The sequence below is a fragment of the Amorphoplanes digitatis genome (genome assembly GCF_014205335.1).
Lineage (GTDB): Bacteria > Actinomycetota > Actinomycetes > Mycobacteriales > Micromonosporaceae > Actinoplanes > Actinoplanes digitatus.
In genome coordinates, this window is sequence record NZ_JACHNH010000001.1 from 8,451,341 (window position 1) to 8,465,527 (window position 14,187).

The following is a 14,187-nucleotide window of genomic DNA, read 5'->3' on the forward strand; positions in this document are numbered from 1 at the left end:
TTGGTTCGTCGCGCGTCGGCCCGGACTTCATCGGACCCCTGCCGCCGCGCCCGATCCGCCGGACCCCGTCCCGTCCGGCTCTCGGGCAGCGGTCGCGGATGCCTCGACCGTGATCGACGGAAGGTGGCCGCCGAGGATCGGCACCGGCGCGCGGACCGTCACCGTCACCGCGTCCGCGTCGCCGGAGAGGTCGATCTCCGCACCGGCGGGTGCGATCCGGGCGGCGTTCTCGGTGCCGGGCCCGCCTCGGGCGGCGACCAGTGCGCCCTCGCGGGCCGCGTCGACGCATCGGCCCTTCGTCGTCACGGCGCCGACCGCGGTGAGGCCCGCGAACAGGAGCAGCATGAGCGCCGGCAGCCCGGCCGCCAGCTCGGCGGTGAACGCCCCGCGATCACGCCCGTGCGCCGGCAGGCGGACGGGCCACCGGCGCCCGCTCACTTCAGGGCCTCGTTGATGACCCCGGTCAGCGCCGCCTGTACGCCCGGGCTGCTGACCACCTTGTAGAGGACGCCGGCGAACGCGACGGCGGCGAGCGTGCCGACCGCGTACTCCGCGGTGTTCATGCCTTCGTCGCCTCGCAGGACCGCGAGGCGGGCGATGAGTCTGCGCACGTGGATCTCCTTCTTTTTCGGGTTGTCAGAGGACGTCGCCGAGGACGGCGACCACCACCGGCACCAGGCCGGCGAGCACGAAGGCGGGCAGGAAACAGAGCCCGAGCGGCAGCACGATGAGGACCCCGGCGCGGCGCGCGGCGGCATCGGCGGCCGCCGCCCGGTCGCCGCGCAGATCGTCGGCGATCCGGGTCAGCGCGCGGGCGAGCGCCCCGCCACTGGCGCTGGACCGGACCGCGGACGCGATGAGCCGGTTCGCGCCGGCGACGTCGGCCAGGTGCGCCCACGCCTCCGGGGGATCGGCACCGAGCCGTAGCGAACGGCCGACCCGGTCGAGCCGCTCACCCAGCGGGCCGCCGAGCGCCTCGGCGACGGCGGACACCGCCCGGTCGACGGGAGCGCCCGCCCGCAGCGCCGCGGCGAGAAGATCGCAGCTCAGCGGCAGGTCAGCGACGGCACGCAACCGCGCGTCCCGCACCTGCGCAGGCTCCCGTCGCCGCAGGTGACGCTCGACCGCGAACCCGACGGCGAGCCCGATGACGGCCGCCCACCAGCGCCCGCCGAACGCCGTCACCCCGATGCCGGCGGCGACCGCGATGAGAATCCGCGAGGCCCGGCGCGATGAGGCCAGCGGCGGCCCGTCCAGCCGGGACAGGCGCCGGGCGACACCGCTCACGGACGCACCTCACCCGCGAGCGGCGCCATGTCGGGCAGCGAGGCCACCTCGTGCGGACACGCCACGCCCTCCTGGCCCGCCGACTTCCCTGGCCCGGGTATCTGCGCGGCGAGCAGCAGTGCGGCCGCACAGCACGGCCGGAACGGCACCCGCACCGGCCCGCCAGGGCGGAGCACCGCGGCGGCGCCACACGTCGGCTCGGTCATCGGGCCGGCCCCCCAGGACGGAGCACCGCAGCGGCGCCACACATCGGTTCGGTCATCGGGCCAGTCCCCCAGGACGGAGCACCGCAGCGGCGCCACACATCGGTTCGGTCATCGGGCCAGCCGCCGGGGCGGAGCACCGCGGCGGCGCCACACATCGGTTCGGTCATTGCGCCGGCCCGTTCGCGAGCCGGTCCGCCCAGAGCAGCCCGGCCGACTGCAACAACACCGCGCCGACCGCGCACGCCGCGCCGAGCGGCGTATGCAGCAGCACCTGAAGCGGATCGGCGCCGACGCTGTAGCCGAGCCCGATCCCGCCGACCGGCAACGCCGCCAGCAGCAGGGCCGTGGCCTGGGCGCCTGCGGCCTGCGCGGCCGCCGTCGCCCGGGAACGGTCGTCCGCCCGCGCGTCTGCCTCGATCCGCTCGACCAGGTCCGCGGCGGGCGCGCCGGTGCGCTCGGCCAGCCGCCACACGGCCGCGGCCAGATCGGCGAGCCGCCGATCCGCCGGCGAGTCCCCCGGCGAGCCGAGTGGGCCCGACACCGCGGAAGAGCCACCCATCGCCAGACCCGCGCGCAGGTCGGCAGCGAGGGCGGTGAGCTCGTCGAGGCTGCGGGACCGTGCCGCCGCTGCCCGCCGCCGGGCCGCCCGCCGCAGCACCGCCCGCATGCCGAGCACGCCGCCGGCCGCCAGGACGAAGCCCGCCACCGGGCCCGCCGCGATCATTCCCGCCGTCGCCCCCGACAGCGCGGCGGCACCCAGGACCCGCCTCGGCCGGCGGCCCGAGAACTCCCGCGCCCACTCCCGGAGCCGTCCAAGGTCCACTCTGGGCACGGCCGGCCGCGCGGGCCGCCGCTCCTCGAGCCGGCGAATGACCGTGCGCGCGGGCCAGACCGCCACCGCGGCGGCCGCGGCGAGCAGCACGGCCGCCAGCACCCACACCGCCCAGCTCACGGCCGCGCCGCCAGGACCGGCGGCACCGCGACGCCGCGTTCGGCCAGCTGCCGGGCCAGCGACTCCGCGCCCGGTCCCGCACCGCGACCCCGCCGCCAGGCCGGCACCACGGTGACCAGCCGCTGCTCCCCCTCGGGCAGCAGCACCCCGACCGACTCGAGGACCCGGCCCCGATCGGTACGCCGGACCTGAAGCACGACCTGTAGGGCGGCCAGCACCTGCGCATGCAGCGCGGCCCGCGGCAGCCCGCCGAGCATGCCCAGCGCCTCCAGCCGGGCCGGGACGTCGGCCGGCGCGTTCGCGTGCAGGGTTCCGGCACCGCCGTCGTGCCCCGTGTTGAGGGCACCGAGCAGGTCGACGATCTCGGCGCCCCGGCACTCGCCGACGACGAGCCGATCGGGGCGCATCCGCAGTGCCTGGCGCACCAGGTCGGTGAGGCCGACCACGCCCGCGCCCTCGACGTTCGCGGTCCGCGCCTGGAGCGCGACCACGTGCGGGTGCAGCGGCCGCAGCTCGGCGGCGTCCTCGACCAGCACGATCCGTTCGGTGTGTGGCACCAGGGCGAGCAACGTGCCGAGCAGCGTCGTCTTGCCCGAGCCCGTCCCGCCCGTGACCAGGAACGCGAGCCGCGCATCGACGACGGCGGCCAGCAGCGGGGCCAGCTCCGGCGGCACCGTGCCGTGCTCGACGAGATCGCCGAGGCTGAACGGCCGCTGCCGGAACGTCCGCAGCGACAGGTACGGCCCGCCGGTCGCCACCGGCGGCAGCACCGCGTGCAGCCTGGTCCCGTCGGGGAGCCGCGCGTCGGCATAGGGCTGGCCGTCGTCAAGCCGCCGACCGCACGCTCCCGCGAGGCGCTGGGCCAGCCGCCGGACGTCGTCGGGGCCGCCGAGGGCGACGGCCGCGCGCCGCAGGCCGTCCCCGCGGTCGACCCAGACCTGCACGCCATTCACAAGCACATCAGTGACCTGCGGATCTTTGAGCAGCGGCGCCAGCGGACCGGCACCGATGAGCTGGTCATGGACCCGGTCGGCCAGGCGCAGCACGGTCGTGTCCCCGAGCACCGCCGCGCCCGGCTCGCCCCGCACAGCGGCGACCACGGCGGCCGGCGTGGCGTCAACCCCGTCGGCGGCAAACCGCCGCCGCACCCGTTCGGCGACACCAGCCGACGCCGGCCCACCCGACCCGGCCCCGCGCAGGGCATGCCGCCCGGCCGAGGCAGACCCGACAACGAACCCAGCCGGACCAACCGGCTCCGACCACCGCGAGCCCGGCCGGTCCGCCGAGGCAGACCCGACAGCGAACCCAGCCGGACCAACCGGCCCCGACCACCGCGAGCCCGGCCGGTCTGCCGGGGTGGACGCGGCGGCCGTGCCCGGGATGAACGGCGTCGCGGTCATGCCGCGACCCCGGACCGCTCGTCGGTTGCCAGCTGCCTGAGCAGTCGTTTGCACAGCTCCGCGAGCGGTCCGCGCCCGTCCGCGGCTGGCGCGTCGCCCTTCTCCAGCGCCCGGCAGACCGCGGCCTCCGGCCTTAGGGATCCCGCCAGCGGCAGCCCGATGGACCGGGCCACCTCGCGCGCCTTGAGTTTGCCCGGCGCCGGTCCCCGCACCACCACCGCGAGATTCGGGCAATGCAGGCCGGCGACGGCCGCGACCCTGGCGGCCGCCGCGGTCGCCCGCAGTTCGGCCGGCACGATCAGGATCGCGCGGTCGGCCGCCGCCAGCGCCAGCGCCGCGGCGTCGTCCAGCTGGCGGGGCAGGTCCGCGATGATCACGTCGCGGCCGCGGCGGGCGGCGTCCAGGGTCGCGGCCATCGCCTCGCCGGGCACCGCGAGCACCTCGTCGCGGGCGAACGACAGCAGCACCAGGTCACCCCGGTGCGGCAGCGCGGTGAGCAGCGCCGGCGGGTCGACCCGGCCGCCCGCGCCCGTGAGCGCCGGCCAGCGCAGCCCGTCGACGCCCTCCCAGCCCAGCACCAGGTCGAGACCGCCACCGACCGGGTCGGCGTCGACAAGCAGCGTGCGATGGCCGGTGCGCACCGCGGTCACGGCGAGGGCACCCGCCAGAATGCTGGCGCCCGCGCCGCCACGGCCGCCCATCACGGCGAGGATCCGGCCCGGCGGGGTCGCGTCCGGGCGCTCGGCGAAGCGGTCGACGAGCCAGGGCTCGGCCGCCGGCAGCTCGGCGACGTGTTCGGCGCCGAGGCTCTCGGCCACCTCCCACGCGGCCACCACCGCCGGGGTGTGGCCCACTATGACCATTCGCGGTCTCCGCGGGAGGCGGGCGCGTAGGCAGGCCGCCGCCTGGTCCACGCCGATCATCACCAGTGGGGCGGCCGCGAAGCGCGCTCGGGCCGCCACCGGGTCCGGGGCGACGTCGACCTCCGTGCCACCCGCCGCGGCCAGGCGCAGCAGGTCGTCGAGGAGGTCGGGATCGGCGGTCACGACGAGCGGCAGGCGCGGTCCGGTTCGGACGGAAGTGCGGGCTGACATCGCGGCTCCACGGGTACGGCGGGCGGTTGGGCACCCACCGTTCCGCTCCTCCGCGGCCCGCTCAACCGGCTGGCTCCCGCCTGTGGATAACTCCCCTACCTGTGGACAGCTCCCGCCAGACCGGCCGATCTGCTATCGGCAAGCACAAAAAACTCGGGCGCCCTGCCACCTCTGTACGGAGGTAGCAGGGCGCCCGAGATCTCGAAGCCCCTTCGGACGCCGGTCGGCGCCCGGCCTACAGCGTGGCCAGCATTAACAGCATTCCGGTTGCCAAGACGCCGACGACCACCGCGAAGATGGCCCGGCCCCGGCCATGGCTACGGTCGCGCGAGGCCTTGGAAAGTGCCCAGACACCGAGGCCGAGCGCCACCGGACCGAGGAACCAAAGCACGATGGCGAACAACGCCACATAACCCGCGGCGATCGACTGCCAGGACCGCCCGGTCGGCACCATCCAGTGCGCGGCACTGCCCGGCGACTGCCCAAAGCCCGCCGACGCCGGCAAACGCGACGCACCCGTGTAAGAGCCCGGCGCGTACTGGTTCGGCGTCGCCGGCACTCCCAGATTGGGATCCGCTGCATAACGCCCATCCGGGTGGAAATCGGCCGGAGCGGGCGGGTAGTGATGCGCCATATGCGAACCCCTTCCGTATCGGCCACCAAGGTGACCGCGGCCGGAGCAGATGGCCGGCACCCACACGATCGGCTCGACCACCCGGCACCTAAGCCGCGAACGCGCCACAGCCCGCAAGCTTGCCGCCCCACTACACACTCGACGCTGTCCGGCGATGTCGGCCAACCGGGGACACCGTCGATGGGTAAGGATCAGCTTCACGACGCGAAGGTGGACGTGAAGATCGCACTCTGCGGCCTGTGGATCGCCACGCTCTTCGTGTTCGCCTACGTCGACCGTAACCGCCGCCGTGACGATCGTCGGCCAGAGCTGGATCTACTACATCCTCGGCACCGCCGTCGAGTTGGCGCTCCTGCTAACCATCGTCAGAGTCGCCTGGACCTGGCCGCAGAACCGTACGGATCAGTGAAGGGTAGGCCGGTAGATCAGCTCCTGGATGCGGCCGTCGAGCGTCCGGCTCTCAAGCAGCTCCAGGTCGAAGTCGGCCGCACCCCGGAAGATCGGCTCCAGGCCGTTCTGACCGGTGATGACGGGAAAGATCGTCACCTGTACGCGGTCGACCAGGCCGGCGGCCATCAACGCCCGGTTAAGCGACAGGCTGCCGTGCGACCGCAGCGGCACCTCCGACCGCTCCTTGAGCCGCGCGACAACGTCGACGGCGTCGCCGCTGACAACGGTCGCGTCCGGCCAGTCGAGAGGTTCCGTCAGCGTCGTCGACACCACCGTCGCCGGCATGTTCCACATCCGGGTGACCCACGGGTCACGCACCGCTTCCTCGGTGTTCGAGGCCAGCAGGCCGGCGAACGTCCGATACGTGTTGGCGCCGAAGACCATCCGCTGCTTGGCCTCGTACAGGGCGAGGCGGTGCTCGAGCAGCTCCGGGCCCTGCTTACCCCAGTAGCCCGTCCAGTCGCCGGTAGCGGCGCCGTAGCCGTCGAGGCTGGCAAAGATATCGAAGGTGTAGGTAACGGCCATGTCGTTCACCTCGGTAGTCCTGTGGCCGCCCGTCGGGCCGCCTCTCACTTCCGCTACGAACGCCGCCGCCCCGAATCGACACGATCCGCCGAACACCCGCCGCGACCGGGCCGGAAACGCGACCGGGCCGGGAAAGGGAACGACCCCCGACGGGGGAGTCGGGGGCCGTCCTGAGATTCGGCTCCGGGGGGGTCGAGCCGAATCGGACCCGGTGATCGCGGGGGGCGCAACCACCGAGAATTCGGGTGGGATTGTCGCTACAGCAGGCCGACAACGTGAATCCCTGTCGCAACATAAGCATGCCTCAGTACCGCGCCACCGTCGAGTACCCAGGGTGACCGTCCTTCTCATGTCGCGCTTCCGTGACCACTCGGCGCCTCCTGGGCCGCCGCTATGCACCATGCGGCTACACTTTCGGCCCGTGGGCCAGAGTGCCGCGTTCTTCGACCTCGACAAGACCGTCATAGCCAAGTCCAGCGCGCTGGCCTTCGGACGGCCTTTCTACCGCGATGGGCTGATCAGCCGCCGCGACGTCGTGAAATCCGCCTACGCCCAGCTGATGTTCCGGCTCGGCGGCACCGACGAGCAGACCATGGCGCGCACCCGCGACTACCTGGCCGCCCTGTGCAAGGGCTGGAAGGTCGAGCAGGTGCAGCAGATCGTGGCCGAGACCCTCGAACAGCTCATCAACCCTTACGTGTACGCCGAGGCCGCGGTCCTCATCGGCGAGCACCAGGCGGCGGGCCGCGACGTGGTGCTGGTCTCGGCGTCGGGCGACGAGATGGTGCGCCCGATCGGCGCCCAGCTGGGCATCGACGACGTGATCGCGACCCGGATGGGCATCGTCGACGGGCGCTACAGCGGCGAGGTGGAGTTCTACGCGGCCGGCCCGAGCAAGGTCGCCGGCGTCCGCGCGATGGCCGCCGAGCGTGACTATGACCTAGCGGAGTGTTACGCCTATTCGGACTCGAGCAGTGACCTGCCGCTGCTGGAGGCGGTCGGCCACCCGAGCGTGGTCAACCCGGACCGGACGCTGCGCAGGGTGGCGCTGGAGCGCTCGTGGCCCGTGCTGGAGTTCCGCCACCCGATCCCCCTGGGCCGCAGGCTGCGGGAACGCCCCGCGGTGCCGGTCGCCGCGGCCGCGATCGGCGTCGGGGTCGGCGTGGCGATCGGCCTGGCCATCTACGGCCGGCACCGCCGGACCCGCGCCGCCATGGCGTAAGGGGTCACACGGCCTTAAGCGCAAAGCGTCTGACGGATGACGGTAAGTAACTTTTTCCCGCCGGAACCCTGGCGATCAAGCGCTGACCGGCGTAGAAAGAACACGCGGACCTCGGAGCAGGATCCGTGCACGGCCACCGGGAACCCACGCGCGATCAGCCACGGCAGGCACGTTGCGGCGGCACCTCATCAGGACTGTCGACAACGACCCAGGTGCACGCTTGATAACCCGGTCTGGACGTGCGAAGCGGCGGCGCCTCCTCGGAGGCGCCGTCCTCACGTTCAGGCCGCCGCGATCGCGGCCCGGTGCCGGTTGCGCAGCTCCTGGTAGACCGCGCGGAACACGTGCGGCCGGGAGTGGAAGTCGACGCCTTGTGCCCACAGCTCCGTGTTGACCGTCGTCCCGTCGTGGCGCTCGATCAGGACGGTCATCCCGCCCTCGATCTCCCACCCGCCGATCCGGTGTGTGTGCCGGTGCAGCCGGACGTGCGCGATGTCCGCCCAGCTCAGCGTCCGTGACCGGAGCAGCCCCCGGATGCGCACCCCGCCCGGACCGACGTAGACACCCATCTCGCAGATCCGCCAGCCGCCCACCACCCAGCCGGCCGCGATGGCGCCGGCGACGATGCGGACGAGCGGCTCGGCCAGCCCGAACTGCTCGACGGTCGCCCACCCGAACAGGGCTAGCGCGATCGCCTCCCAGCCGATCACGAGCCAGCGGCCGGTGCCGGGCGTGTACGGGCGGACCCACTCGTCTCCCACCACGCGAGTATGCCCACGACGCGCGGTCCGGGTAAACGCATCGGGACGCTATCCGCCCGCAGGGGCGAGGACCTCGTCGCCGATCGCCGCGATCTCGTCGGCACCCGCCGAGACCGCCGCCGCGTAGTGCCGCAGCCAGGACCGCACGCCGTCCGGGGTACCCGTGGCGTACGCGCCCGCCGAGCCGACGTACTCGGGCTCGCGGGCCAGGTGGCCGGCCTCGACGCCGACGAGGCCGCGCGGGTCGAAGCCGCGCCCGATGAGCGTCAGCCGCGCGGCCGCCCGCGCGACGACCCCGGAGGGGCCAGCGAACGGCCTCAGGGTGATCAGTTCGGCGTGCACGATCGCGGCGAGCAGCATCGGAGGGGTCCGATCGTTTCCGGCCACGAGCCCGGCCAGCGCGTCGATGCGGTCCGCACCGCTCTGCAGCCGCCCGAGCGCGTCGTCGGGCACCACGCCGTTGGCCGCGAGCATGTGCAGCCGGGCGAGGACCTGGCGCGGCGCGCGGGGCCAGAGGTCCACCAGCCCGCCGAGCCCCTCGGCGACCCGCAGGGCGCCCTGGAGCACGGGATCGGTGACCGTTCCGGCGCGTACCTCCTCCAGGTCGTACCGGTGGTCCTCGAGGGCCGCGCTGGCGACGGAGGCGCGCAGGCTGACCTCGGCGGCGACCTGGCCGCCCTTGCGGCGCAGCGAGCGATGCCGCAGCGCGGCGTCGACGCGTTCCCGGGCGGCGGTGAAGGCGGGCTCGACGTCGGCGAGCGCGAGCAGCGGGGCGAGCGGATCCGGAGTCACGGGGCAACGGTAGCCGGAAAAAGACCCGAAACACGGGATGCGCGAAGCGGCTCAGAAGTGGCAAGATTCGCGCAGTATCGATCATGTCGTGCCCGATTGGCGCGCACCGAGTGCCGCTCGGCGCGGCCAGAAGACGCTATCTCGCCGGGTACCCCCGGCAGAACTAGTGTTCACACAAGCCCTCATGAGCGAGCGAATCATCAATAACAGGGAAGCGGAGCCCCGGCATGAGTGAGACGTTGGAGAACCTGTACTCGGAGACGCGGACGTTCCCGCCACCGGCCGGCCTCGCCGCGAGCGCCAACGTCAAGGCGGAGGCGTACGACGAGGCCGCCGAGGACCGACTGGCGTTCTGGGAGAAGCAGGCCGAGCGCCTCGACTGGGCCGAGCGGTGGGACCAGGTGCTCGACTGGTCCAACGCGCCGTTCGCCAAGTGGTTCGTCGGCGGCAAGCTCAACATCGCGTACAACTGCGTGGACCGCCACGTCGAGGCCGGCAACGGCGACAAGGTCGCGATCCACTGGGAGGGCGAGCCCGGCGACAGCCGCACGATCACCTACGCGGACCTGCTCAAGAGCGTGTCCCAGGCGGCGAACACGCTCACCGAGCTCGGCGTGACCGCCGGCGACCGGGTCGCGATCTACCTGCCGATGATCCCGGAGGCCGCGGTCGCGATGCTGGCCTGCGCCCGGATCGGCGCGCTGCACAGCGTCGTCTTCGGCGGCTTCTCCGTCGACGCGCTCGCCACCCGGATCCAGGACGCCGACGCCAAGCTGGTCATCACGGCCGACGGCGGCTACCGGCGCGGCAAGCCGTCCGCGCTCAAGCCGACCGTCGACGAGGCCGTCGCGCAGTGCCCGAGCATCGAGCACGTGCTTGTCGTACGCCGTACCGGTGAGGAGGTGACCTGGGGCGAGAAGGACCTGTGGTGGCACGAGACGGTCGAGCGGGCGGACGACCGGCATGAGGCGCAGGCCTTCGACGCCGAGCACCCGCTCTTCATCCTCTACACCTCGGGCACGACCGGTAAGCCCAAGGGCATCCTGCACACCACCGGCGGCTACCTGACCCAGGCGTCGTACACGTTCAACGCGGTCTTCGACATCAAGCCGGAGAGCGACGTCTACTGGTGCACCGCGGACATCGGCTGGGTCACCGGGCACTCCTACATCGTCTACGGCCCGCTCTCCAACGGCGCCAGCCAGGTCATGTACGAGGGGACACCGGACACGCCGCACAAGGGCCGGTTCTGGGAGATCGTCGACAAGTACCGGGTGAGCATCCTCTACACCGCGCCGACCCTCATCCGGACCATGATGAAGTGGGGCGACGACATCCCGGCCAAGCACGACCTGTCGTCGCTGCGCCTGCTCGGCAGCGTCGGCGAGCCGATCAACCCCGAGGCCTGGATGTGGTACCGCGAGCACGTCGGCCGCGACAACTGCCCCATCGTGGACACCTGGTGGCAGACCGAGACCGGCGCCATGATGATCTCGCCGCTGCCCGGCGTCACGGCGTCTAAGCCCGGCTCGGCGATGACCCCGCTGCCGGGCATCTCCGCGGACGTGGTCAACGACGAGGCGGAGTCGGTGCCGAACGGCGGCGGCGGGTTCCTGGTGCTGCGCGACCCGTGGCCGTCGATGCTGCGCACGATCTGGGGTGACGACAAGCGCTTCATCGACACGTACTGGTCGCGCTTCGGCAAGGGCGCCGGCGTGGGCGACGAGTGGGTCTACTTCGCCGGCGACGGCGCCAAGAAGGACGACGACGGCGCGCTCTGGCTGCTCGGCCGGGTCGACGACGTCATGCTGATCTCGGGCCACAACATCTCCACCACCGAGGTGGAGTCGGCGCTGGTCTCGCACCCGTCGGTGGCCGAGGCGGCCGTGGTCGGCGCGACCGACCCGACGACGGGCCAGGCGATCGTGGCGTTCACCATTCCGCGCGGCAATGTGGACACTTCCGGCGACCAGGGCGAGCAACTCATTCAGGACCTGCGCAACCACGTGGCCAAGAAGCTGGGCCCGATCGCCAAGCCGCGTCAGATCATGCTGGTGGCCGAGCTGCCCAAGACCCGGTCCGGAAAGATCATGCGGCGCCTGCTGAAGGACGTGGCCGAGCACCGTTCGCTCGGCGACGTCACGACGCTCCAGGACTCCGCCGTGATGGACCTGATCTCCTCCGGCATGCAGGGGAGCAAGTCCGAAGACTGAGACAACCATCTATTGACGGCGGCAGACCTGCGATCGTAGGGGTCTGCCGCCGTTTCAAGGCTACGGCCCAATTTCTGGCCATTTGCCGGTGCTTGCAATATGGAAAAACCATAACGGGTCTCTATCGTCCATCAATGTCGCCAACCCCTTCCTACGCATCGGTGCGTTTGCATACGTTCACGTGAGCTCCGAATCCGGGGCCGAAATACCGCCGTCCGCTGCACCCAGCGTGCGGTCACGTCAACGGAGGTACACGTAGTGCGCAAGGTGGTCGCAGGACTGCTGGGCGCCGCGATGGTCACCAGTGTCGGGGTCTTGCTCCCCGCCGGTGCCAACGCCGCCCCGCCGGTCGATCCCGCCCCAGCCGCCGCCAAGGCCAACTCGGCGCCGGTCGACGATCTGCCCAACCCGCTGGAGGACAAGCGCCGCTCGCTGCGCGACGCCGCGGTCGCCGACGTTGTCAGCGGCAAGGCCAAAGCGGTGACGAAGAACGGCAGCACGGTCGTCAAGGTCGGGCGCACCCAGGGCTCCGGCGCGACGAACCGGTCCGTGCCCAAGGCGGGCAAGGACCAGTACGTCGAGGTCGCCCGCGAGCGGACCGACCGGATCTTCGTGATCCTCGCCGAGTTCGGCAACGACCGGCACCCGAGCTACCCCGATGTGGATAGCAACCCCGCGATCCCCGGACCGACCACCTTCGAGGGGCCGCTGCACAACAAGATCCCGGCGCCGAACCGCGCGGTCGACAACTCGACCGTCTGGCGCTCGGACTACTCGCCCGCCTTCTACCGCCAGCAGTACTTCGGCGAGGGCGCCGGCGTCGAGTCGGTAAAGACCTACTTCGAGAGCCAGTCGTCCGGCCGCTACTCGGTCGACGGCGAGGTCACCGACTGGGTCAAGGTCAACTACAACGAGGCGCGTTACGGCCGCGACCTCTGCGGCAGCAACGTCTGCAGCAACACCTGGGCGCTGGTGCGTGACGCCGCGAACAAGTGGGTCGCCGACCAGCAGGCCGCGGGCCGCAGCGACGCCGACATCGCCGCCGACATGAAGTCGTTCGACCAGTACGACCGCTACGACTTCGACGGCGACGGCAACTTCAACGAGTCCGACGGCTACATCGACCACTTCCAGATCGTGCACGGCGGCGGCGACGCGGCCGACGGTGACCCGCAGCAGGGCGAGGACGCCATCTGGAGCCACCGCTGGTACGCCTACGGCACCGACCAGGGTCGCACCGGCCCGAGCGGCAACCTGCTCGGCGGCACCCAGATCGGCAACACCGGCATCTGGATCGGCGACTACACCATCCAGCCGGAGAACGGCGGCCTGAGCGTCTTCGTGCACGAGTACACGCACGACCTCGGCCTGCCGGACGACTACGACACCTCCGGTGGCGGCGACAACAACAACGAGCACTGGACGCTGATGGCGCAGAGCCGGCTCAGCGCCAAGGACGACCAGGGCATCGGCACCCGTCCGGGCGACCTCGGTGCCTGGAACAAGCTCCAGCTCGGCTGGTTCGACTACGAGACCGTCGTGGCGGGTCAGTCCAAGACGCTGAACCTCGGGCCGCAGGAGTACAACACCGCCAAGCCTCAGGGCGCGGTCGTGGTGCTGCCCGACAAGGAGGTCACGACCGACCTCGGCGCGCCCTACGCGGGTGCGGGGCAGTTCTTCTCCGGCAACGCGGATGACCTGAACAACTCGCTGAGCAAGAGCATCGACCTGACCGGCAAGACCACCTCGGCGGTCACGCTCAAGGGCCGTTACGACATCGAGGCCGACTACGACTACCTGTACTTCGAGGCCTCGGAGGACAACGGCGCGACCTGGACCCGGCTGAACGGCACCATCAACGGCGCCGCTTTCCCGACGGACGCCAGCAACACCCCCGCGCTGACCGGCAGCACCGGCGGCGCCTGGGCCGACATCGCGGTTCCGCTGAACGCGTACGCGGGCAAGAAGATCACCTTCCGCCTGCACTACCTGACGGACGGTGGCGTCTCCGAGGGCGGCTTCTTCGGTGACGACATCACCGTCACCGCGGACGGCGCGACCGTGTCGACCGACGGCGCCGAGGGGACCACCACCTGGACGCTGAGCGGGTTCACGATCGTCGGTGCCAGCTCGACCAAGCTGTTCGACAACTTCTACATCGCGGGCCACCGCAGCTACGTCTCGTACGACAAGTACCTGAAGACGGGCCCGTACTTCTTCGGCTACCAGCCGGCGAAGCCCGACTACGTCGACCACTACGCGTACCAGGAGGGTCTGCTGATCTCCTACTGGGACACCTCGCAGGTCGACAACAACACGAACGTCCACCCGGGCTCGGGTCGCAACCTGATCATCGACAGCCGGCCGGCGCCGTTCTACAACCTCGAGGGCCTGCCGTGGCGCGCCCGCATCCAGGTGTACGACGCGCCGTTCAGCCTGAAGAAGGCCGACTCGTTCACGCTGCACATCAACGGCAAGGCCAGCTACATCCGTGGCCAGGCCGCGCAGCCGCTGTTCGACGACACCAAGAAGTACTTCTACTCCGAGCTGCCGAACCAGGGCGTCCTGCTCCCGGCCGTCGGCGTGAAGGTCAAGGTTGTCGACGTGAACGGCACCTCCATCAAGGTCAAGATCAGCTGATCCATCGGTAA

14 protein-coding genes are annotated in these 14,187 nt (G+C 71.7%); 3 read left to right on the forward strand and 11 right to left on the reverse strand.

Translation table 11 applies throughout. The annotated features are described in order from the left end of the window. Positions 1 to 27 precede the first annotated feature (27 nt). The 9 genes from BJ971_RS37450 to BJ971_RS37490 form a co-directional block, all read right to left on the reverse strand. Positions 28 to 438: a TadE family protein gene (locus BJ971_RS37450; protein ID WP_184998028.1), complete on the reverse strand. Its 411-nt coding sequence runs from the start codon at positions 436 to 438 to the stop codon at positions 28 to 30. Continuing rightward, positions 435 to 617, reverse strand: a complete 183-nt coding sequence (locus BJ971_RS37455; protein WP_184999300.1) for a DUF4244 domain-containing protein — start codon at positions 615 to 617, stop codon at positions 435 to 437. The genes BJ971_RS37450 and BJ971_RS37455 overlap by 4 nt, the downstream gene beginning before the upstream one ends. 19 nt (positions 618 to 636) lie before the next feature. Next, complete coding sequence (locus BJ971_RS37460) at positions 637 to 1,287, reverse strand: type II secretion system F family protein (RefSeq protein ID WP_184998029.1); 651 nt, start codon at positions 1,285 to 1,287, stop codon at positions 637 to 639. Then, on the reverse strand, positions 1,284 to 1,493 hold the full coding sequence (locus BJ971_RS37465; protein WP_184998030.1) for a hypothetical protein: 210 nt from the start codon (positions 1,491 to 1,493) through the stop codon (positions 1,284 to 1,286). The genes BJ971_RS37460 and BJ971_RS37465 overlap by 4 nt, the downstream gene beginning before the upstream one ends. A 163-nt stretch (positions 1,494 to 1,656) precedes the next feature. Then, a complete protein-coding gene (locus tag BJ971_RS37470; protein ID WP_239087564.1) occupies positions 1,657 to 2,445 on the reverse strand; it encodes a type II secretion system F family protein in 789 nt (262 codons plus the stop codon). Continuing rightward, positions 2,442 to 3,644, reverse strand: coding sequence for a TadA family conjugal transfer-associated ATPase (locus BJ971_RS37475; protein ID WP_184999302.1), 1,203 nt, complete (start codon positions 3,642 to 3,644; stop codon positions 2,442 to 2,444). Before BJ971_RS37475 ends, BJ971_RS37470 begins: the two co-directional genes overlap by 4 nt. Positions 3,645 to 3,841: 197 nt before the next feature. Continuing rightward, positions 3,842 to 4,939, reverse strand: a complete 1,098-nt coding sequence (gene ssd / locus BJ971_RS37480) for a septum site-determining protein Ssd (protein WP_221478927.1) — start codon at positions 4,937 to 4,939, stop codon at positions 3,842 to 3,844. Positions 4,940 to 5,174: 235 nt separating this feature from the next. Beyond that, positions 5,175 to 5,573, reverse strand: coding sequence for a DUF4190 domain-containing protein (locus BJ971_RS37485; RefSeq protein WP_184998031.1), 399 nt, complete (start codon positions 5,571 to 5,573; stop codon positions 5,175 to 5,177). Between the two features lie 402 nt (positions 5,574 to 5,975). Next, complete coding sequence (locus tag BJ971_RS37490; RefSeq protein WP_184998032.1) at positions 5,976 to 6,548, reverse strand: dihydrofolate reductase family protein; 573 nt, start codon at positions 6,546 to 6,548, stop codon at positions 5,976 to 5,978. A 400-nt stretch (positions 6,549 to 6,948) separates the two neighbouring features. On the opposite strand from BJ971_RS37490, the gene BJ971_RS37495 reads away from it, so the two are divergent. Next, positions 6,949 to 7,770: an HAD family hydrolase gene (locus tag BJ971_RS37495; protein WP_184998033.1), complete on the forward strand. Its 822-nt coding sequence runs from the start codon at positions 6,949 to 6,951 to the stop codon at positions 7,768 to 7,770. Positions 7,771 to 8,051: 281 nt separating this feature from the next. On the opposite strand, the gene BJ971_RS42420 is transcribed toward BJ971_RS37495, so the two are convergent. After that, complete coding sequence (locus tag BJ971_RS42420) at positions 8,052 to 8,531, reverse strand: PH domain-containing protein (RefSeq protein ID WP_184998034.1); 480 nt, start codon at positions 8,529 to 8,531, stop codon at positions 8,052 to 8,054. Positions 8,532 to 8,579: 48 nt separating this feature from the next. Next, positions 8,580 to 9,323, reverse strand: coding sequence for a Fic family protein (locus tag BJ971_RS37505; RefSeq protein WP_184998035.1), 744 nt, complete (start codon positions 9,321 to 9,323; stop codon positions 8,580 to 8,582). A 227-nt stretch (positions 9,324 to 9,550) separates the two neighbouring features. On the opposite strand from BJ971_RS37505, the gene acs reads away from it, so the two are divergent. Together acs and BJ971_RS37515 are read left to right on the forward strand one after the other, a co-directional pair. Then, positions 9,551 to 11,536 carry an acetate--CoA ligase gene (acs, locus tag BJ971_RS37510; protein WP_184998036.1) on the forward strand — a complete coding sequence of 662 codons (1,986 nt, stop codon included), beginning with the start codon at positions 9,551 to 9,553 and terminating at the stop codon, positions 11,534 to 11,536. Positions 11,537 to 11,830: 294 nt separating this feature from the next. Next, positions 11,831 to 14,176, forward strand: a complete 2,346-nt coding sequence (locus BJ971_RS37515; protein ID WP_184999304.1) for an immune inhibitor A domain-containing protein — start codon at positions 11,831 to 11,833, stop codon at positions 14,174 to 14,176. Positions 14,177 to 14,187 lie beyond the last annotated feature (11 nt).

What these genes read in the sequence shown, in the direction of transcription:
- BJ971_RS37465 (WP_184998030.1), bottom strand. Translation starts at nt 1,493, where the DNA reads ATGACCGAGCCGACGTGTGGCGCCGCCGCGGTGCTCCGCCCTGGCGGG.
- ssd (WP_221478927.1), bottom strand. Translation starts at nt 4,939, where the DNA reads ATGTCAGCCCGCACTTCCGTCCGAACCGGACCGCGCCTGCCGCTCGTC.
- BJ971_RS37485 (WP_184998031.1), bottom strand. Translation starts at nt 5,573, where the DNA reads ATGGCGCATCACTACCCGCCCGCTCCGGCCGATTTCCACCCGGATGGG.
- BJ971_RS37490 (WP_184998032.1), bottom strand. Translation starts at nt 6,548, where the DNA reads ATGGCCGTTACCTACACCTTCGATATCTTTGCCAGCCTCGACGGCTAC.
- BJ971_RS37495 (WP_184998033.1), top strand. Translation starts at nt 6,949, where the DNA reads ATGCGGCTACACTTTCGGCCCGTGGGCCAGAGTGCCGCGTTCTTCGAC.
- acs (WP_184998036.1), top strand. Translation starts at nt 9,551, where the DNA reads ATGAGTGAGACGTTGGAGAACCTGTACTCGGAGACGCGGACGTTCCCG.
- BJ971_RS37515 (WP_184999304.1), top strand. Translation starts at nt 11,831, where the DNA reads ATGGTCACCAGTGTCGGGGTCTTGCTCCCCGCCGGTGCCAACGCCGCC.